This window comes from Nonomuraea montanisoli, from assembly GCF_013363975.1.
Lineage (GTDB): Bacteria > Actinomycetota > Actinomycetes > Streptosporangiales > Streptosporangiaceae > Nonomuraea > Nonomuraea montanisoli.
Genome location: NZ_JABWGN010000014.1, coordinates 101364 through 121194, shown reverse-complemented (window position 1 = coordinate 121194; position 19831 = coordinate 101364). Strand labels below are relative to the sequence as shown.

The following is a 19831-nucleotide window of genomic DNA, read 5'->3' as shown; positions in this document are numbered from 1 at the left end:
GGGACCTGTTAGCTTCCTGCGACATGCGGATCCTGCACACCTCCGACTGGCATCTCGGGCGCTCGTTCCACCGGGAGAGCCTGCTGGAGGGGCAGGCGGCGTTCGTGGACCACCTGGTCGAGACGGTGCGCGCCGAGCGGGTCGACGTGGTCGCGGTGTCCGGCGACGTCTACGACCGGGCGCTGCCCCCGGTCGACGCGGTCTCCCTGTGCAACGAGGCGCTGGGGCGCCTGCGCTCCGCGGGCGCGCGGGTGATCCTCATCAGCGGCAACCACGACTCGGCGCGGCGCCTCGGGTTCGGCGCCTCGCTGTTCGACGCCTCCGGCGTCCACCTGCGCACCGACCCCGCCCGCGCCTGGGAGCCGGTGCTCGTCGACGACGTGGCCTTCTACGGCATCCCCTACCTGGAGCCCGAGCTGGTCCGCGCCCCCTGGGAGCTGGACGAGCGCAGCCACACGGCGGCGCTGACGTACGCGATGGAGCGCGTGCGCGCCGACGCGGCCCGCCGCCGCGCCTCGGTCGTCCTCGCCCACGCGTTCGTCACCGGGGGAGAGGCGAGCGACAGCGAGCGCGACATCACCGTCGGCGGCGTCGCCCACGTGCCGCTCACCGCCTTCGACGGGGTGAGCTACGTCGCGCTCGGCCACCTGCACGGCCGCCAGCGCATGTCCGAGACCGTCCGCTACTCCGGCTCGCCGCTGGCCTACTCCTTCTCCGAGGCCGATCACGTCAAGGGCTCGTGGCTGGTGACGATCGGGGCCTCCGGAGCGGTCGACTCCGCCGACTTCGTGCCGGCGCCCGTGCCCCGGCCGGTGGCCCGCCTGCGCGGCCTCCTCGACGACCTGCTCGCCGCTCCCTCGTACGCCGTCCACGAGGACCACTGGCTGCAGATCACCCTGACCGACCCGGTGCGGCCCAAGTCCGCCATGGACCGGCTGCGCGCCCGCTTCCCGCACACGCTCGCCCTGTCCTTCGACCCGGTCGGCGCGGCGCCCGCCGCCGCCCCCGTGCGGCTCAGCGGCCGTCCCGAGGCGGAGGTGGCGCTCGACTTCGTCCGCGAGGTACGCGGCGAACCCGCCGGCCCCGACGAGGAGGAGCTGCTGCGACAGGCCGTCGAGGCGTCGCGCATGAAGGAGGCGATGGCGTAGATGCGCCCGCACCTGCTCTCCCTGACCGCCTTCGGCTCGTTCCCGGGCACGGAGACGGTCGACTTCGACGCGCTCGCCGAGGCGGGCCTGTTCCTCGTGCACGGCCCCACGGGCGCGGGCAAGACCACCATCCTCGACGCGCTCTGCTTCGCCCTGTACGGCCAGGTGCCCGGCCAGCGCAACAGCGCCCGCGCCCTGCGCTGCGACCACGCCCCGCCCGGCACGGGCCCGTCGGTCACGCTGGAGGTCACCATCCGGGGCCGCCGGCTGCGCGTGCGCCGCTCGCCGGTCTGGCAGCGCCCCAAGCTGCGCGGCACGGGCGTCACCGAGGAGAAGGCCAAGGTGGTGGTGGAGGAGCGCGCCGGCGGCGGCTGGCAGGGGCTCACCACCCGCTCCGACGAGGCCGGCGACCTCATCGGGGGGCTGCTCGGCATGAACGCCGACCAGTTCTGCCAGGTCGCCATGCTGCCCCAGGGCGACTTCGCCCGCTTCCTGCGCGCCGACGGCGACGACCGGCGCCGGCTGCTGGAGCGCCTGTTCACGGTCAAGGTGTTCACGCAGGCGGAGTCGTGGCTGGCCGAGCACCGCAAGCAGACGTGGCGGGAGCAGGTCGAGCTGCGGCAGCAGGTGGACTACGCGATCCAGCGCCTCCAGGAGGCCGCGGGCCCCGACCTGCCGACGACCGCGGACGGCTTGGGTGACCTCTCCGGCTCCCTGATCAACGTCCCTTCCCCCCGGCCCCCCGCCTTCTCCCCGGCGAAGCGCGCGTCCGAGGCAGGGGAAACGACCGGCGCGACCCCGGGCGCGTCCCAGCCGTCGCCGGAGGACGACCCGCTGGGCTGGGCGGGGGCCCTGCTCGACGCGGCCCGCGCCGTCGTGTCCCGTACCGGTGCCGGCCACGCCGAGGCGGAGCGCGCACTGAGAACGGCCCGCGTCCGCCACGAGCAGGCCTCGGCCCTCGCCGCCCGCCAGCGGCGCCACGCCGAGGCGCTGACGATGCGCCGCACCCTCGACGAGCGCGCCGACGAGCGGGCCGAGCTCCAGGCGATCCTGGACGACGCGCTGCGCGCGGACCGCGTCCTGCCGCTCGTCATGGCCGCCCGCCAGCGCGCCGAGGCGGCCACCAAGGCCCACGCCCTGGCCGCCGACGCCGTGGCCCGCGCCCGCCCTCTCCTTCACGCCGCGCCCACCACGTCCCCCGGTGCCCGGACGGGGGAGAGCGTCGCGCGGCGCGACGGCGTCCAGAACGCTGACGCGGACACCGCGCACCCGGAGGGCGTCCCGTCCGGTCACGCGGACACCTCGCCGCCGTCGGCCCGAGCCGCCGCCCCCACCTCCCTCCGCATGGTGGAGCCGGAGCGGCTCGCCACGCTCGAACGGGAGCGGCAGGCGGAGATCGCCCGCCTGTCCGAGCTCCTCACCGAGGAGGCCAGGCTGCTGGTGGTCCGCCGCGACCTGACCCGCGTCGAGGGCGAGCTGGCCCAGCTCGTGACCGAGGAGAAGACCACCACGGCCCGGCTGGCGACGTTGCCCGCCCTGGTGGAGGAGGCCGAGCGCAGACTCGTCTCCGCGCGCCTGGACGCGGCCCGCATCCCGGCCGCCGAAGCCGTGCGCGCCTGCGCCGCCGAGTTCATCGGCGTCGACCGTGACCTCGTCCGCGTGGGCGACGAGATCACCCGGCTGGAGCGGCAGGAGGCCGAGGTGGCCGCCGCCGAGCGCGAGCTGCCCGCACGGCTCGCCCAGGCCCACGAACGGCTGACCGCCACGCGCGCGGAGGCGGCCGCGATCCCGGCCGCGAGCGCCGCGCTCGACGCCGCGAGGGTGTCCCGCGACACGGTCCGGCGCCGCGACGCGTTCGCGGCCGAGATCGACACGGCCTCCGCCGCCCGCCAGGCGCTCGTGGACAGGGCTCAGGAACTGCGCGAACGCTGGCTCGACATCCGCCAGGCCCGCATCGACGGTATGGCCGCCGAGCTGGCCCGCGACCTGACCGAGGGCCGTCCCTGCGCGGTGTGCGGCTCCGACCACCACCCCGCGCCCGCCGCACCCGCGCCCAGCGCCCCGTCACCCGACGACGAGCGTGCCGCCGAGAGCGCCCACGAACGCGCCCTCGCCGAGCGTGAGGCGGCCGAGCGCGCGCTGGCCACGCTCCAGTCACGCCACGCCGACGCGGCCGAGGCCACGCGCGGGCTGGACCTCGACGCCGCCGAGTCGGCCGTCCGGGAGGCGAAGCGTGAGGTGGGGCGCCTGGAGGCGCTCGCCGCCCAGGAGCCGGGACTGGCCGCCGCGTACGAGCGGATCGAGGCGGAGCGCGAACAGGTGCGGGCGCGATCCCGGGAGCTGGGCGAAGCACTGGCCGCTCGCCGCGCCCACCAGAGCCGTCTGCGCGCCGAGCGCACCCGCCTGGCCACCCGCCTCCTCCAGAGCGACCTGACCGTCCTCGCCCCGTTCCGCCCGGCGATCCCGCAGGAGATGTCCGGCGTACGCCTGGAGGACACGCCGGAGACCCTCTTCGAACACGGCCCGCTTGGTGACACGGACGCGCCCTCGCAAGAGGCCGCGTTTTCGCAGGGTGGCGCGCCTTGGCACGGGAGTGCGTTCTCGCAGGACGGTGCGCCTTCGCAAGGGGCTGCGTTCTCGCAAGGCGGTGCGTCTTCGCAAGGGGCTGCGTTCTCGCAAGGCGGTGCGTCTTCGCCAGGGGCTGGGTCCCCAGAGGGAGGCGCGCTCTCTCAAGAGGTCGCGCCTTCGCGCGGCGACGCGACCTCACGGGGAGACGCGGAGCTTTCCCGGCAGGCGGGGCTTCCCCAGCAGGGCGGGCTTCCGCAGAGCCTGGAGTATTCGCAGAGCCTGGAGTATTCGCAGAGCGTGGAGTATTCGCAGGGCGTGGGGCTTCCGCCGGAGGTCGGGGCCGCTGCTCTGGCCGAGGCCGAGGAAGCCGTGCGGCGGTTGAGGGCGTCGGCGGGGCGGGAGCCCTCACTGGCGGCCGAGGCGGCGAGGCTGGCGCGCGAGCGGCTGGAGCTGGAGGAACGGGCCCGCCGGGTCACCGCGCGCCTGGCCGCGGGCCGTACCCGCCAGGAAGAGCTGAGCGGCGACGCGACGCGCCTGACCGCCCGGCTCGACAGCGCGCGCGGCGGCGACGTGACCCTCACCGCGCGCCTGTCCCGGCTGAACGACGAGGCCGAACTGCTCCGCGAGGCGCTGGAGGCGACCCAGCGGGCCGCCACCGCCGAGCGGGAACGCGCCGAGGCGGCGCGCGCCGCCGAGCGGGCGGCGGCAGAGGCCGGGTTCGGCGACGCGGCCGAGGCGGCCGGCGCGGCCCGTACCCCGGCCGAGCAGGAACGCAGGGCGGAGGCGCTGCGGCGGCTGGACGACGAGTACGCGGCGGTCACCGCGACCCTCGCCGACCCCGAACTGGTGGCCGCGGCTGCCGAGCCCGTACCCGACCTGGGGACGCTGGAGGCCGAACGCGACGAGGCCGAGCGCGCCCACACCGCCCTCGCGTCGGCCCGAGACCGGGCGGAGGCCAGGGAACGGCGGCTGCGTGAGCTCATCGCGGAGCTGGAGGCGGGCATCGACCGGTGGCGTCCGGCCGCCGAACGGCACCGGCTGGCCGAACGCCTGGCCGCCCTGGCCAGCGGCACGTCCGGCGACAACCAGTGGAGCATGAGCCTGTCGTCGTTCGTGCTGGGGGAGCGGCTCAGGCAGGTGGTCGACGCCGCCAACGAACGGCTCGACCACATGTCGGCCGGCCGCTATCTCCTCCAGCACGACCTGCGCAAGACGGCCGGCGCCCGGGGGCGGTCGGGCGGCGGGCTGGGGTTGCGGGTGTCCGACGGGTGGACGGGCGTGGACCGCGACCCGGCCACGCTGTCCGGCGGCGAGAGCTTCATCACCTCGCTCGCGCTGGCGCTCGGGCTGGCCGACGTGGTCACGGCGGAGGCGGGCGGGGCGGAGATCGGCACGCTGTTCGTGGACGAGGGGTTCGGCACGCTGGACGAGGACACGCTCGACGGGGTGCTCGACATCCTCGACGGGCTGCGCGACGGGGGGCGCGCGGTGGGCATCATCAGCCACGTCGCCGAGCTGCGCGGCCGCATCCCGGCCCAGCTCAAGGTCACCAAGACCCGCACCGGCTCGACCCTCAGCACGCACGTCTCCCCGTCCACCTGAGCCGAGGCGGGCTCACACGGTCAGGGCGACGTTGACGGCCACGATCAGCGCCAGGATCAGCAGGGTCCACATCCACTTGTTCATGACGACCTCCCCTCAGCGCTCAGGACGATCCGGGCGGGAACGAGCAGCGACACCGCGCCCAGCAGCGACGTCCCACCCACGATCACCAGGTACAGCCACGGCGGGACATACGGCAGCGCCGAGCCGGTCAGGCCGTAACTCACCATCGCCAGCGGCAACACGGTCGCCAGCGTCCCCAGCCCGGTCGCCAGCGCCGCGACCAGCAGCGCCTCGGCGCGCATCATCCGCATGACCTGCCCGCGGCCGGCTCCGGCCCGCAGCAGCAGGCCGAACTCCCCGCCGCGCTCGCTCACCGACAGCACCAGGGAGTTGCCGACGGACACGGCGATGTACCCGAAGACCAGCATGAGCGGCAGCGCGCTGCTCAGCAGGCCGGCGAACTGGTCGCCGCGCGCCACGGCCGACATGTCGCTCCGCGTCACCCCCGGATGCCTGGCCACCATGGCCGCGAGGTCGGCGCCCGGACGTACGCGGAGCAGCACCGAGTCGTCCCTGCGGGTCGCGGTGTGCGCGAGGACCAGCTCGCGCGGCAACGTGAGGTCGCCGAACCCGAGCCCGCGCCGGTAGACGGCCACCACCCGGGAGCGCAGGGGCGTGCCGTCGCCGAGCCGGATCCGGATCGTGGAGCCCGGCCGCACGCCCAGCGTCTCGGCGGCGGTGACGCTGATCGCCACCGTTCCCTTTCCGAGCCCTTTCAGGCTCCCTTCGGTGACGCCCAGGTCGAGCGCCCGCGTCGAGTCGACTCCCTGAGCCTCGTAGTCCAGGAGCTCCGAACTGTCCAGCATGACGGTCTCCACGAAGGCTCGGGTGCGCGCCACCGGGGTCACGGCCTCGACGCCCGGCCAGGTGCGCGCGTCCGCCGCCACAGCCGGATCCAGCCCGTACGGGCCGCCGCGCAGCACGTGGGTGGCCAGCACGCCCTCCGTGACCTCCCGTTCCGCCCCCGCGGCCGCGGTCGTGGCGGTACCGAGCTGGATCAGCGCGAAACCGATGGCGAGGATCATCGGCGACACCGCGGACGCCAGGCGGTGCGAGCCGGCCAGCGAGTTCGCGGCCGCCAGGTACCCCTCCGCGCCGTACCGGCGGCGCAGCAGTGGTCGCAGCAGGCGGGTGCCGGCGCGGACGAGCGGCGGTCCCAGCACCACCAGCGAGATGATCATGAGGAGGCCGCCGGAGGCGGCCAGCGCCACCCCGAACACGCCACGCAACCAGAGCGGCAGCAGCGCCGCCGCCGTCCCGGCGAGCAGCAGCGCCGTCCCGGCCGCCAGCCGGCCCCGGCTCATGCCCGGCTGTTCCAGCGACGCCTCCGCCAGCGCCCTCGCGGGTGGGATGCGCAGTTCACGGCGGCTGACGGTCCAGGCGGCGAACTGCGCCATCAGCACGCAGACGACGAGCGCGGCCAGGTACGGGACAGGCCCGGAGGACACGGCGAAGTCGGCGGGGACCATCCCGGTCCAGGCCATGGCCCGCAGGAGCAGCGTGGCGAGCAGTCCGCCGGGCACGGCGCCGAGCAGTCCGGCGACCAGCGACACCGCCAGCATCTCCCGGGCGAACATCGCGCGCACCTGGCCGGGCGCGGCGCCGACGATGCGCAGCAGCGCCGTCTGACGGCGCCTGCGGTGGGCGGCCAGCGACCGCGTGCCCGTCACCACCACCGTGGCGATCATGACGGTGAAGCCGATGAACGACCCGCCCATCGCCTGCAGGTCGCCGCGCGCCCGGCCGACGTCACCGAACTCGACGCCGCCCCGAGCCGCTCCGGTGAAGACACGCACATCGTTCCCGAACGGCGCCTGGTCCGCGGAGGGCACCTCAAACTCGGACGGCGCCTCATTCTCGGACGGCGTCTGCTTCGCGGAGGGCGCCTGCTTCTCGGACGGCGTCTGACTCCCGGTCTGCGTCTGCTTCGCGGTCGGCGCCTGACTCCCGGACAGCGCCTGCTCGATCCGGTCCGCGAGGGCGTCCGTGTCCGTCACGCCGGGAGCGGCCAGGACGCCGATCGCGTCGGCGAGGTGCGGCCGCCCGTACAGCCTGGCCGCCTCGGCGTCGGTGAAGAACACCACGGGCTCGCGCGTGACGCCCTCGACCACGCCCACCACCCGGTACGCGCCGATCCTGGCGCCGGCGGGGATCGTCTCGGACACGACCACCTCGCCCGGAGCGGCCGGCGGCCGGCCGGAGCGCAGCCGCAACGGGGCGAGCGCGGCCGAGGCCCAGCCGTGCCCGCGGGCGGCGACGAAGTCCTCGCCCGACACGTCCACCGGGAAGCCGACGTCGGCGACGGCGGCGCGCACGCCCGGTACCCGGGCGATCCGGTCAGCCAGGGCGCGCGGTATCGGGGCGCGTTCGGGCAGCGGCTTGCCGTCCACGGAGTCGGGACCGCTGATCACGATCGGCGCGCCGGCGTAGCGTTCGGCCGCGACACCGCCGCCGAGACCCGACCCCAGGAGGACGCCGCAGGCGGTGACGAGAGCCGAGGCCGCCAGCAGGGCGACGAAGGATCCCGCCAGACCCCCCTTGTCGGCCCCGACGAACTGCCGGATCACCAGTCGCCCAGCTTCGTCATGCGCTCGGCCACCAGCTCGGGCGACGGCGCGTCGATCTGCCCGGCCAGGCGGCCGTCCGCGAGGAAGACGATGCGATGGGCGTAGGAGGCGGCCACCGGATCGTGGGTGACCATCACGACGGTCTGCCCGCTCCGGTCGACCAGGTCGCGCAGCAGCTCCAGCACCTGCCGCGCGCTGCGGGTGTCGAGCGCTCCGGTCGGCTCGTCGGCGAAGATCACCTCGGGGGTGGTGATGAGCGCCCGGGCCAGGGCCACTCGCTGCTGCTGGCCGCCGGACAGCTCGGCCGGGCGGTGCGTGAGCCGGTCGGCCATGCCGACCCGGGCGGCGGCCTCGGCCGCCTGGCGGCGCTCGAACGGTCTCCCGGCCAGCCGCAACGGCAGGGTGATGTTGTCGGCCACGTCGAGAGCGGGCAGCAGGTTGTAGGCCTGGAAGACGAAACCGATCCGTTCCCGGCGCAGCGCCGCCAGACCCGTCTCGTCCAGCTCGCCCACCTCGACGCCCGCCAGCCGCACCCGTCCGGACGTCGGGCGCTCCAGACCGGCGGCGCACTGCAGCAGCGTGCTCTTGCCCGATCCGGAAGGCCCCATGACGGCCACGAACTCACCCGTGCCCACCGCGAAGGTGACCCCCGCGAGGGCGTCCACCCGGCCGTACGTCTTGCGCAGTTCCTCCACCTGAATCACGCAGGACAACGTACGGTCGCGCGCCCGGCCGTCCCCATCCCCCCAGCGAGGCGATCCAGGGTGGTGCAGGCACCACCCTGGCGTCGCGATCCCGCTGATCCGCGACAATGTGGGGTTGTGCACCTGCGACCGCGCCTTCCCGCCTCCGTCAGGGCGGTCCGCCATCTGGTCGCCGACCTGGGCATGGGGTTGCTCGCGCTGGTCATGTTCTCGGCGGTCACGTTCGCCGCGGCGCTCGCCCCCGCCGGGGTGGGGCTGGCCGTCATGCCCGCGCTGGCGTCCTGGACGCGCCGGCTGGCCTCCCGGCAGCGGCGCAGGGTCGCCGCGTTCCTCGGCACGCCGGCGGCCGAGCGCTACCAGCCGATCGAGGGGGCGCTGCCGCTGCGCGTACGGGCCGTGCTGTCCGACCCCGCGACCTACCGGGACTTCGTCTGGCTGCTGGTGCACGGCGTGGCGGGGACGGCGGCCGGATACCTCGCGCTGGCGCTGCCGCTGTTCGCCGTCAACGCCCTCACGGTCCCGCTGTGGTGGCGGGCGGTGCCGGGCACCTCCCTGCTCGGCTACCCCGTCGACTCCTGGCCCTCCGCGCTGAGCGGGATCGCGGTCGGGCTCGGCTACGCGCTGCTCGCCCTCGTCGTGCCCGTGCCGCTCGCGCGGCTGAGCGCGCGGCTCAGCGGCCTGCTGCTCCGCCCGCCCCGACAGGCCCGGCTGGCCGTGGTGAACGCCGCCCGCGCCGCCGCCCTGGAGGCGCACGAGCAGGAGCTCAAACGCATCGAACGCGACCTGCACGACGAGACGCAGAACCGTCTGGTCGGCGTGCTCATGAACCTGGGCATGCTGGAGCGCTCCCTGGCCGAGGCGCCGGAGCACACCCGCAGGCTGGCCGAACGCGCGCACGAAGCGGCGTCCGACGCGCTGACCCACCTGCGCAGGGTGGTGCGCACCATCCATCCGCCGGTCCTGACCGAGCGCGGCCTGGACGGCGCCATCGCGGCGCTCGCCGCGAGCTCTCCGGTCCCGTGCGCGGTCGCGGTCGACGACGTCCCGCGCCTGCCGGCCGCGGTCGAGACGGCCGCCTACTTCGCCGTGGCCGAGGCGTTGACGAACCTCGCCAAGCACAGCGGCGCCGGCTCCGCCCACGTGCGCCTGCGCACCGAGGGCGCGGTGCTGGTCGTCGAGGTCGAGGACGACGGCCGCGGCGGGGCCCAGGTGAGACCGGGCGGCGGGCTGGCGGGGATCGACCGGCGGGTGGCCGCCTTCAGCGGCCGTACGATGCTGACCAGTCCGCCGGGCGGGCCGACCGTGGTGAGGGTGGAGGTGCCGTGCGGGTTGTGATCGCCGAGGACGACGCGTTGCTGCGTGAGGGCCTGTCCATGCTGCTGGCCAGTGAGGGGGTCGAGGTGGCCGCCGCCGTGGACAACGCCGCCGACCTGCTCGACGCCATGGACGGCCACGCCCCGGACGCGCTCCTGGTGGACGTGCGGCTGCCGCCGGGCTTTCGCGACGAGGGGCTGCGCGCCGCCGTCGAGGCCAGGACCAGGGTGCCCGGGCTGCCGGTGCTGGTGCTGTCGTCGTACGTGGAGGACAGCTCCGCGGCCGAGCTGCTCCAGGACGGCGCCGGCGGAGTCGGCTACCTGCTCAAGCAGCGGGTCGGGAAGGTGGGGGAGTTCGTCGAGGCGCTGCGCAGGGTGGCGGCCGGCGGCACCGTCATCGACCCGGAGGTCATCGCGCAGCTCCTGGTGCGGCGCCGGGCGAACGACCCGCTCCACCGGCTGACGCCCCGCGAACGCGAGGTGCTGGGGCTGATGGCCGAGGGCCGCTCCAACGCGGGGATCGCCGAGCGGCTGGTCATCAGCGACGGCGCGGTCAACAAATACATCAGGAACATCTTCAGCAAGCTCGACCTGCCGCCTTCGGAGAGCGGCCACCGCAGGGTGCTCGCCGTGCTCGCCTATCTCAAGGGGTGACCGGCCGGCTCACGACGTGGCGCCCGCCGGCGGGGGAGCGGTGCTCTGGCGCACCGCCAGGCTGGTGGGGACGAGGTCCGTGCCCGGGCGCGACGACTGTCCGTCGCGGATCTGGGCCAGCACCTGCCGCACGCACCTCCGCCCCACTTCGGCGAAGTCCTGGTGGACCGTGGTCAGCGGCGGCACGAAGTACGCCGAGTCAGGGATGTCGTCGAAGCCGACCACGCTGATCTCGCCCGGCACGGTACGGCCGCGCTCGTGGAAGGCGCGCAGCAGCCCGAGCGCCATCTGGTCGTTGGCCGCGAACACCGCCGTGCAACCGGGTTCGCCGGCCAGCGCCAGTCCGGCGGCGTAGCCGGACCCGGCCGACCAGTCGCCGGGCAGGGGCGGCGGCACCGGCCGCCCGGCCTCCTCCAGCGTGGCGCGCCAGGCCCGGGCGCGGCTCAGGGCGGCGTACGACGTGCGCGGCCCGGTCACGTGCCAGACGGTGCGGTGGCCGAGGTCGAGCAGGTGGCGGACCGCCCGGCGCGCCCCGTCGGCCTGGTCGGTGTCGACGACGCTGTAACGGTCGCCGGCGTCGGAGTCCACGACCACGACGTGCACCCCGGGCGGCAGCGTCACGGTGACCGTGTCGAGCAGGTAGATCTCGATGATGGCGATGACCGCGTCCACGGCCAGCTCGCCCATCCGGGTGAACGCCCCGAGCACGTTGTCCTGGGTCGGCACGTCGATGGGGATGAGCGTGATGGCGTACCCCTCGGCGGCGGCGTGGGTGGCGATCGCCTCGACGGTGCGGCTGTTGCCGGTCGAGGCCAGGCTGAACAGGATGACGCCGATGGTGTTGAACTGGCCGTACCGCAGCGCGCGGGCGGCGCTGTTGGGCCGGTAGCCCAGCTCGCGCATGGCGGCGAGCACCTGCTCGCGCGTCGAGTCGATGACGCCGGGATGGCCGTTCGAGACCCGCGACACGGTCTGCGACGACACGCCCGCCAGCTTGGCGACGTCGGCCATGGACACGCGCTGCTTGCGGCGTCCGCCTGGGATGTCGGACCCGCCGCGCCGGGCGCTCCCGCTGATCGGGGTGCCCGTGTGCTCCCGGTCGTCCCGTGGGACGTCCCCGCTGATCGGGGTGTCCGCCTGCTCTGCTCCCATGCTGCCCGCCCTTCGTCGCCGGGCGAGGACGCGACCTCGTGCGAAGTCGTGACCTCCCGTACGGCCGTTAACGTCCGGGAAACCTTGACGGCCCGTGTGGGCGGTGCCACGATACCGCACGGACGTTTACGTAAACATCCCCTGATGGATCTTCTCCGACAACCCCCGGCCCGGCCTGAACCGGGGGCTTCCTCATAAGGATAATGTTTACGTAAACATCATCCGAGGGGCCGGGCACCCCGGCAGGGAGGAGGAACCGGTGGTCGCAACACCGCAGGCCGGCGCGCCGAGCGGGAGGAGGGCGGCGTCCCCGGGGCGGCGCTCGTGGACGGGCTGGCGGTTCGTGGGACCGTTCATGGCGGTGTTCGCGCTCGTCTTCCTGGCGCCGATCGCGTACTCGGTCTACCTGAGCCTGTTCCGCACCCAGCTCATCGGCGGCACCACGTTCGTCGGCGCCGACAACTACGTCAAGGCGCTGGGCGATCCGCAGTTCTGGTCGGCCTTCGGCAGGGTGGCGCTGTTCCTGGTCGTGCAGGTCCCGATCATGCTGTTCCTGGCGCTGCTGGTGGCGCTCGCCATCGACAGCGGCCGGCTGTACGGGGCGAGCTTCTTCCGCATCTCGGTCTTCCTGCCCTACGCCGTCCCCGCCGTGGTGGCGGCGCTGATGTGGGGCTTCATGTACGGCACCCGGTTCGGCCTCATCGGCAACCTCAACGACCTGCTCGGGGTGTCGCTGCCCGACCCGCTGTCGTCCGACCTGATCCTCGCCTCGATCGGCAACATCGTGACCTGGGAGTTCGTCGGCTACAACATGCTGATCCTGTACTCCGCCCTGCGGGTGGTGAACCCGTCGCTGTACGAGGCGGCGGAGATGGACGGCGCCGGCCAGCTCCGGATCGTCTGGGCGATCAAGCTGCCCGCCCTGCGCGGCGCGCTGCTGATCGCCACGATCTTCTCGATCATCGGCAGCTTCCAGCTCTTCAACGAGCCGGCCATCCTCAGGGACCTGGCGCCGAACGCGATCACGACGTACTTCACGCCGAACTACTACGCCTACTCGCTGTCCTTCCGCGGCCAGCAGTTCAACTACTCGGCGACCGTCGCCATCGTCATGGGCGTGATCACCATGGTCATCGCCTACGTCGTCCAGCTCCGCGGCATGCGCAAGGGGGCCTGACCATGACCGCCACCACCTCCTCCGCCACCGCCACCGCCCGCGAGCCGCGCGCCCCGCGCCGCGGAGCGCGCGGCAGGGCCGCCGCCGGCCCGCTGGTGATCCGGCGTCGCCCACGGCGCAACCGGCGCAGCGTCACGCTGACCGTCCTGACCACCGTCATGCTGGTCTACACGCTCCTGCCGCTGGCCTGGCTGGTGATCAACGCCACCAAGACCCAGGAGGGGCTGTTCCGCTCGTTCGGCCTGTGGTTCGACGGCGACTTCGCGCTGTTCGACAACATCGCCGGCACCTTCACCTACGGCGGCGGCATCTTCACCCGCTGGCTGCTCAACACCCTGCTGTACGTGGTCGTCGGCGCGGGCGGCGCGACGCTGCTCGCGACGATCGCGGGGTACGGGCTGGCGAAGTTCGACTTCCCCGGCAAGAAGGCCGTGTTCGCGGTCGTCATCGGCGCGGTCGCGGTGCCCGGCACGGCGCTGGCCGTCCCGACGTTCCTCATGTTCTCCAACATGAGCCTGACGAACACGCCGTGGGCGATCATCATCCCCTCCCTCATCTCGCCGTTCGGGCTCTACCTCATGTGGACGTTCGCCTCCGACGCCGTCCCGGACGAGATCCTCGAATCGGCGCGCGTGGACGGCGCCCGCGAGTTCCAGACGTTCTTCCGCATCAGCCTGCCGCTGCTGGCGCCCGGGATCGTCACGGTCCTGCTGTTCACCGTCGTCGCGACGTGGAACAACTACTTCCTGCCGCTGATCATGCTGAAGGACCCGGACTGGTACCCGCTCACGCTCGGCCTCAACAGCTGGAACGCCCAGGCGACCACCGCCGGCGGCGAGGTCATCTTCAACCTGGTGATCACCGGATCGCTGCTCACCATCGTCCCGCTGATCGCGGCGTTCCTGCTGCTCCAGCGGTACTGGCAGTCGGGACTGGCCGCCGGGAGCGTCAAGGGCTAGCCCACACCGACGCCCACGCCGACGCACGCCACCCCCGACCTGGCACACCCCATGAAAGGGACATCCATGACGACAACCCGCCGCCACGCCCTGCTGCTGGGCGCCGCACTGTCGGTATCGCTGTTCGCCACCGCCTGCGGCACCTCCGGCGACACCGGATCCGGGACCGCCGCCGCCACCCGGAGCGCGTCGGCCGACGACCTCCAGGCCGCGCTGAACGCCGGCGGCAGCATCACGGTCTGGGCGTGGGAGCCCACCCTGAAGAAGGTGGTCGCCGACTTCCAGACCAAGTACCCCAAGGTCAAGGTCAACCTGGTCAACGCCGGCACCGGCAACGACCAGTACACGGCCCTGCAGAACGCGGTCAAGGCCGGCTCGGGCCTGCCCGACGTCGCCCAGATCGAGTACTACGCCCTGCCGCAGTTCGCGCTCGGCAAGGCGGTCACCGACCTGACGGCCTTCGGCGCGGACAAGCTCGACGGCACCTTCACCCCCGGCCCGTGGAACTCGGTCCACTCCGGCAGCGGCATCTACGGCCTGCCCATGGACTCCGGCCCGATGGCCCTGTTCTACAACAAGGACGTCTTCGACAAGCACAAGATCGAGGTGCCGAAGACCTGGGAGGAGTACATCGCGGCGGCCAAGAAGCTGCACGAGGCCGACCCCAAGGCGTACATCGCCAACGACGTCGGCGACGCCGGCTTCACCACCAGCATGATCTGGCAGGCCGGCGGCAAGCCGTACAAGGTGGACGGCACCAAGGTCGGCGTCGACTTCGGCGACGCGGGCACGCAGAAGTACACCGCGGCCTGGCAGCAGCTCGTCAGCGGCAAGCTGGTCGCGCCGATCGCCTCGTGGAGCGACGCCTGGTACAAGGGTCTCGGTGACGGCACCATCGCCACGCTCGTGATCGGCGCCTGGATGCCGGCCAACCTGGAGACCGGCGTCAAGGCCGGGGCCGGCAAGTGGCGGGTCGCCCCCATGCCGCAGTGGGAGAGCGGCGGCAAGGCCACCTCCGAGAACGGCGGCAGCTCGCTGGCCATCCCGGAGGGCGCCGCCAACAAGCAGCTCGCCTACGCCTTCCTCAAGTTCGCCAACGTGGACGAGGGCGTGCGGACCCGCGTGGACGGCGGCGCGTTCCCCGCGACCACCGCGCAGCTCAACTCGCCGGAGTTCAAGGACAAGAAGTTCCCCTACTTCGGCGACCAGCAGGTCAACCAGGTCCTCGCCGAGTCGGCGAGCCAGGTCGTGAGCGGCTGGTCCTACCTGCCGTACCAGGTCTACGCCAACAGCGTCTTCAACGACACCGTCGGCAAGGCGTACATCAGCGGCACCACGCTGCAGGACGGCCTGAAGGCGTGGCAGGACGCCTCCGTGAAGTACGGCCAGGAGCAGGGCTTCACCATGCAGTGACGCGCCGAGCGCGGCCACCACGCGATCTTCCGTGTCCTCGCGGACTCCGAATGATCACGTGGTGGCCGTCCTCGTGCTTCATGCCGCCCCCGGAGTGCTAGAGCAGCCCGGCCCTCAATGCGTTGTACAGGCGGCCGGCCGCGGGGGAGTCGTTCAGGCGCCGCAGTTCCGCTCGGGCGATCTCCTTGCGGAAGGCTCCCTCGTAGGAGGCGTCGCCGGCGTCGTGCATCAGATCAGTGATCCAGATCGCGTACGCCTGGTAGTTCCAGACGTGGCTCAGGCAGGTGTCGGAGTAGCCGTCGAGCAGACTCGCTTCGCCTTCCCGGACCTTCGCGATGATCGCGCGGGCGAACACCTCGGTGTCGTGGAGGGCGAGGTGGATGCCCTTGGCGCTCATCGGCGGGACGATGTGGGCCGCGTCGCCGAGCAGGTAGAGGCGGCCGTGGCTCATCGGGCTGAACACCACGCACCGCAGAGGCACGATCCGCTTGTCGACGATGCGGCCGGTGGGCACGTCGGCGCAGAAGCGGGCTCGCACCTCGTTCCAGACGCGCTCGTCCGGCCACTGCTCGGGAGTGTCGCCGGCCGGGCACTGGAGATAGAGGCGGCTGGCGTCCGCGCCGCGGGGGAACCGCGCGGCCAGGCCGCGATCGTGGATCGCCATGCCGAAGGGGCTGGTCGGAACCTCGGCCAGGACGCTGAGCCAGGAGTACTCGTACTCGTGGGAGTAGAGGGTGAGCGCGCCGGCGGGGACGGAGGCCCGGCTGACGCCGTGGAAACCGTCGCAGCCGGCGACGAAGTCGCAGGTGACGGTCGCGGCCGAACCGTCAGGGGTGCGGTAGCGCACGGTGGGACGCTCGCTGTCGAGGTCTTCCAGGCTGACGTCGAGGGCTTCGAAGCGCAGGTCGCCGCCGGCCTGCAGGAAGGTGTCGGTCAGATTGCGGACGAGGACCTGCTGGGGGCAGAGGACGGTGTCGGTGTCCTCGTCCTCGAACCCGAGGGGATACATGACCCCGTCGATCCAGGTGCCGCCGATGACCTCCTTGAGAGGGACGCCGTCCTTCACGACGTCCTCAAGCCCCCACTCGCGGAACATCCGCACCCCGCGGCTGTCGACGGCACCCGCACGCTGCCGCTTCTCGACGTATGAGCGCCTGTGCTTCTCGACGACGACGCAGCCGATGCCGCTACGCAGGAGGAAGTTGCCGAGCGTGAGCCCGGCCACTCCGGCGCCGACGATGACGACGGTGGTGTTCTCCGCTGTCTCAACCATGTCTTGTGCGAGCCTTTCGGCGAAGGGAACGACCGGCCGTGCCGCAGACGCACGGCCGCCGTGCCGCACGGGAGCGTGCGGCCTGCACTCACCACTGTGGTCGCGGCAGCGGCAGCCCCCAACCGGGATATGGCCAGCGGATACCGGAAACCCGCCAAAGTGCCCGGGCGGACCGGGATCGGTCAGCTTCTGTGGTTGCGCAGATCGGCCTGGTAGCGGCCGGGGGTCTGGCCGACGATCTCGGTGAAGGCGTCGATGAAACTCGACGGGTTGGACCAGCCGCACTCCATCGCCGTGTCGGTGACCGACCAGCCGCGGCTGAGCTGTGCCAGGGCGTGGTGGATGCGCAGCGTGGTGCGCCAGCGGTGGAAACTCATGCCGAGTTCGGTGTGGAACAGGCGACTCAGGGTCCGCTCGCTGGCTCCCGCGGCCCGCCCCAGGTCGGCCAGGGTCGCGTTCCGGCCGGGATCGGCGCGCAGGAGGTCGGTGACGGCGCGCAGCCGGTCGTCGCGGGGGTCGGGCAGGTGGAGGGACTGCTCGGACGTCTCGGCGAGCTCGTCGATCACCACGGCGAGCAGCCGCCGGGCCGCGCCGGGACGGACTTCCGCTCGGTCGGTCAGCGCCAGCAGGGCCTCGCGCAGCAGCGGGCCCACCGCGAACACACTGGGGTGTGCCACCAGCTCGCCGCACAGGTCGACCGGGACCGTGACAAGGCGGGTATCGGTGGTGCCGTAGAAGCGGTGCGCGTGCTCGAACCCCGGCGGTGTCCATGTCACGCGGTGCGCGGGAGCGACCCAGGTTCCACGCTCGGTCGTGGTGGCCAGGATCCCGGCGGCCGCGTACACGAGCTGGCCCTCGGCGTGGGAGTGCGGATCGAGCTGGAAGCCGTGCGGGATCCGGGCCCCGCTGCCGGGCGCGGCCGGCGGAGAGGATGACGGGGCGGATCGGCGGGTTTCCAGCATCAGACGGCAGTCTACGGGGGAGCGGAAGGCCGGTCGCGGATCTTCACGATCCGCGACCGGCCTTCGCGGCGGTCCGGCCCCTCAGGAGCTCGCGTGCGGGCGGCGCAGCACGCACACCTGGCGTGGCCCCAGCGTGAGGTCCGCCGCCAGGGAGGGCCCCCGGAGCACCTCGCCCGCGACGCCGTCCACCGCGACGGCGCGGTCGGTGCGGTTGATGAGGAACCAGTAGTCGGCCTCGCCGTCGGTGCGGACCGCCAGCTCCACCGCTCCGGCCACGGCGGCCGGCAGCTCGGAGCGCACCCCGCTGGTCGCGAGGAGGTGCGCCAGCACCGGGGCCAGGCCCTCGGCCCCGAGCCGGGTCGAGACGTACGAGGCCGACCCGGTGCCCACGGGACGGGTCGTGATCGCGGGCCGGCCCGCGTGGTCGCCGGAGGTGTAGGCGGCCACGACCTTGACCCCGGAGTCGGTCACGTCGATCCGGTCGCTCCACAGCGTGCCCGGGACGCCGAGGTCGAGGTCCACCCGCTCGTCGTCGAGCAGCGGGCCGAACTCCTCGATCCGGATGCCCAGCAGGTCGCGCAGCGCGCCGGGGTAGCCGCCCAGCCACACGTGGTCGTCCTCGTCCACGATCCCGGAGAAGTACGTGGTGACGAGGTGGCCGCCGCCCGCCACGTACGCGTCCAGCCGGCCGGCCAGCTCCCGCGGCACGACGTGCAGGACCGGCGCCACCAGCAGGTCGTAGCCCGTGAACGCGTCGGCCGAGTCGATCACGTCCACGCGCACCCCCGCCGCGGCGAACGCCGAGTACCAGTCGAGCGCCTCCTGCCGGTAGCGCAGCCGGGAGGAGGGGTGGGAGTCCAGCTCGCTGGCCCACCAGGAGTCCCAGTCGAACACGATCGCCGCGGCTGCGGGGCGCCGGCGCGTCCCCGCGACCGGGGCGAGCGCCTCCAGGGTCGCGCCGAGGTCGGCGACCGAGCGGAAGACCTCGCTGTCGGTGCCGGCATGCGGGATCATCCCCGAGTGGTACTTCTCGGCCCCTCCCGCCGACTGCCGCCACTGGAAGAAGCACACGGCGTCCGCCCCGTACGCGACGTGGGTGAGCGAGTCGCGGGCCATGCCGCCGGGCCGCTTGGCCTTGTTGACCGGCTGCCAGTTCACCGCGCTGGTGGAGTGCTCCATGAGGAACCAGGGCCGGCCCCCGGCCAGCATGCCGGTCAGGTTGGCCGAGAACGACAGCTCGTCCTGTGCCTGCGGGCCGGTCAGCAGGTAGTGGTCGTTGGAGACGAAGTCCACCTCGCGCGCCCAGGCGGCGTAGTCCATGCCCTTGGTCTCGCCCATGACCATGAAGTTGCTGGTGACCGGGATGCCGGGGGTGAGCTCGGCCAGCAGGTCGCGTTCGGCCCGCAGGTGGTCGCGCAGCGCGTCGGAGGAGAAGCGCTTGAAGTCGAGCTGCTGGGTCGGGTTGGGGAAGGAGGCGGCCAGGCGCGGCGGCAGCACCTCCTCCCAGGCGCCGTACGCCTGCGACCAGAACGAGGTCGCCCACGCCCGGTTCAGCTCCTCGACCGTGCCGTACCGCTCGCGCAGCCAGACCCGGAACGCGGCGGCGGCGTCGTCGGAGTAGTCGTAGACGTTGTGGCAGCCCAGCTCGTTGTTCACGTGCCAGGCGGCCAGGGCCGGGTGGCTCCCGTACCGCTCGGCCATGGCCCGGACCAGGCGCAGGGCGTGCTCGCGGAAGACCGGCGAGGTGGGGCGCCAGTGCTGGCGCGCGCCGGGCCACAGGGTGCGGCCGTCGTGGTCGACGGGCAGGATCTCCGGGTGCCGGGCGGTGAGCCACGGCGGCGGGGACGCGGTCGCCGTCGCCAGGTCCACGGCGACGCCGTTCGCGTGCAGGAGGTCCATGACCTCGTCCAGCCAGCCGAAGGTCCACGCGTCCTCGCGCGGCTGCAGCCGCGCCCAGGAGAAGATCGCCAGCGAGACGATGTTCACCCCGGCGGCGCGCATCGCCCGGACGTCCTCCTCCCACACCTCCCGGCCCCACTGCTCCGGGTTGTAGTCCGCGCCGAAGGCCAGCCGCCCCCTGTCGGGGTCCGTGGGCCAGCGAAGCCAGCGAGGCTGCCGATGAGCTGTCACTACCACTCCTCAAGGGAGACCGTCGGCCTATGTTCACGTGAACATGTTTACGTAAACATAGGGTAGCGGAAAAGCGGCGCGGGCGGCCGCTCCTCATGGAGCGCCGCCCGCGACCGGCCCCGGCCCCTCGGGGCCGCGTGGAGAGG

General features: G+C 73.2%; 13 protein-coding genes. 7 read left to right on the top strand and 6 right to left on the bottom strand.

Going from position 1 to position 19831, the window contains the following annotated elements; translation table 11 throughout:
• Window positions 1-23 precede the first annotated feature (23 nt).
• Window positions 24-1148: a metallophosphoesterase family protein gene (locus tag HTZ77_RS32905; protein WP_175593630.1), complete on the top strand. Its 1125-nt coding sequence runs from the start codon at window positions 24-26 to the stop codon at window positions 1146-1148.
• Window positions 1149-5318, top strand: coding sequence for an AAA family ATPase (locus HTZ77_RS32900; RefSeq protein WP_175593629.1), 4170 nt, complete (start codon window positions 1149-1151; stop codon window positions 5316-5318).
• 80 nt (window positions 5319-5398) lie between these two features.
• Here the strand turns inward: HTZ77_RS32900 and HTZ77_RS46805 are convergent, their stop codons facing one another.
• Both HTZ77_RS46805 and HTZ77_RS32890 read right to left on the bottom strand, forming a co-directional pair.
• Entirely contained in the window at window positions 5399-7948 is a 2550-nt protein-coding gene (locus tag HTZ77_RS46805) for an ABC transporter permease (protein ID WP_175593628.1), read from the bottom strand.
• Window positions 7945-8652, bottom strand: coding sequence for an ABC transporter ATP-binding protein (locus tag HTZ77_RS32890; RefSeq protein WP_328808909.1), 708 nt, complete (start codon window positions 8650-8652; stop codon window positions 7945-7947). Before HTZ77_RS32890 ends, HTZ77_RS46805 begins: the two co-directional genes overlap by 4 nt.
• Window positions 8653-8769: 117 nt before the next feature.
• Between HTZ77_RS32890 and HTZ77_RS32885 the strand changes: the two genes are divergently transcribed.
• Both HTZ77_RS32885 and HTZ77_RS32880 read left to right on the top strand, forming a co-directional pair.
• Window positions 8770-9987, top strand: coding sequence for a sensor histidine kinase (locus HTZ77_RS32885; RefSeq protein WP_205304161.1), 1218 nt, complete (start codon window positions 8770-8772; stop codon window positions 9985-9987).
• A complete protein-coding gene (locus tag HTZ77_RS32880) occupies window positions 9975-10619 on the top strand; it encodes a response regulator (RefSeq protein ID WP_175593626.1) in 645 nt (214 codons plus the stop codon). Before HTZ77_RS32885 ends, HTZ77_RS32880 begins: the two co-directional genes overlap by 13 nt.
• A 9-nt stretch (window positions 10620-10628) precedes the next feature.
• On the opposite strand, the gene HTZ77_RS32875 is transcribed toward HTZ77_RS32880, so the two are convergent.
• Window positions 10629-11771, bottom strand: coding sequence for a LacI family DNA-binding transcriptional regulator (locus HTZ77_RS32875; protein WP_205304160.1), 1143 nt, complete (start codon window positions 11769-11771; stop codon window positions 10629-10631).
• 259 nt (window positions 11772-12030) lie between these two features.
• Between HTZ77_RS32875 and HTZ77_RS32870 the strand changes: the two genes are divergently transcribed.
• The 3 genes from HTZ77_RS32870 (at window position 12031) to HTZ77_RS32860 (ending at window position 15320) form a co-directional block, all read left to right on the top strand.
• Entirely contained in the window at window positions 12031-12948 is a 918-nt protein-coding gene (locus HTZ77_RS32870; RefSeq protein WP_328808908.1) for a carbohydrate ABC transporter permease, read from the top strand.
• Between the two features lie 2 nt (window positions 12949-12950).
• Window positions 12951-13907 carry a carbohydrate ABC transporter permease gene (locus HTZ77_RS32865; protein ID WP_175593625.1) on the top strand — a complete coding sequence of 319 codons (957 nt, stop codon included), beginning with the start codon at window positions 12951-12953 and terminating at the stop codon, window positions 13905-13907.
• 66 nt (window positions 13908-13973) lie between these two features.
• Window positions 13974-15320: an ABC transporter substrate-binding protein gene (locus HTZ77_RS32860; protein ID WP_175593624.1), complete on the top strand. Its 1347-nt coding sequence runs from the start codon at window positions 13974-13976 to the stop codon at window positions 15318-15320.
• 97 nt (window positions 15321-15417) lie between these two features.
• Here the strand turns inward: HTZ77_RS32860 and HTZ77_RS32855 are convergent, their stop codons facing one another.
• The 3 genes from HTZ77_RS32855 to HTZ77_RS32845 all read right to left on the bottom strand — a co-directional run bounded on the left by HTZ77_RS32855 (window position 15418) and on the right by HTZ77_RS32845 (window position 19685).
• Window positions 15418-16593 carry a 4-hydroxybenzoate 3-monooxygenase gene (locus HTZ77_RS32855; protein ID WP_175593623.1) on the bottom strand — a complete coding sequence of 392 codons (1176 nt, stop codon included), beginning with the start codon at window positions 16591-16593 and terminating at the stop codon, window positions 15418-15420.
• A 182-nt stretch (window positions 16594-16775) separates the two neighbouring features.
• A complete protein-coding gene (locus tag HTZ77_RS32850; RefSeq protein ID WP_175593622.1) occupies window positions 16776-17555 on the bottom strand; it encodes a helix-turn-helix transcriptional regulator in 780 nt (259 codons plus the stop codon).
• An 81-nt stretch (window positions 17556-17636) separates the two neighbouring features.
• Window positions 17637-19685, bottom strand: coding sequence for a beta-galactosidase (locus HTZ77_RS32845; protein WP_175593621.1), 2049 nt, complete (start codon window positions 19683-19685; stop codon window positions 17637-17639).
• Window positions 19686-19831: the final 146 nt, after the last annotated feature.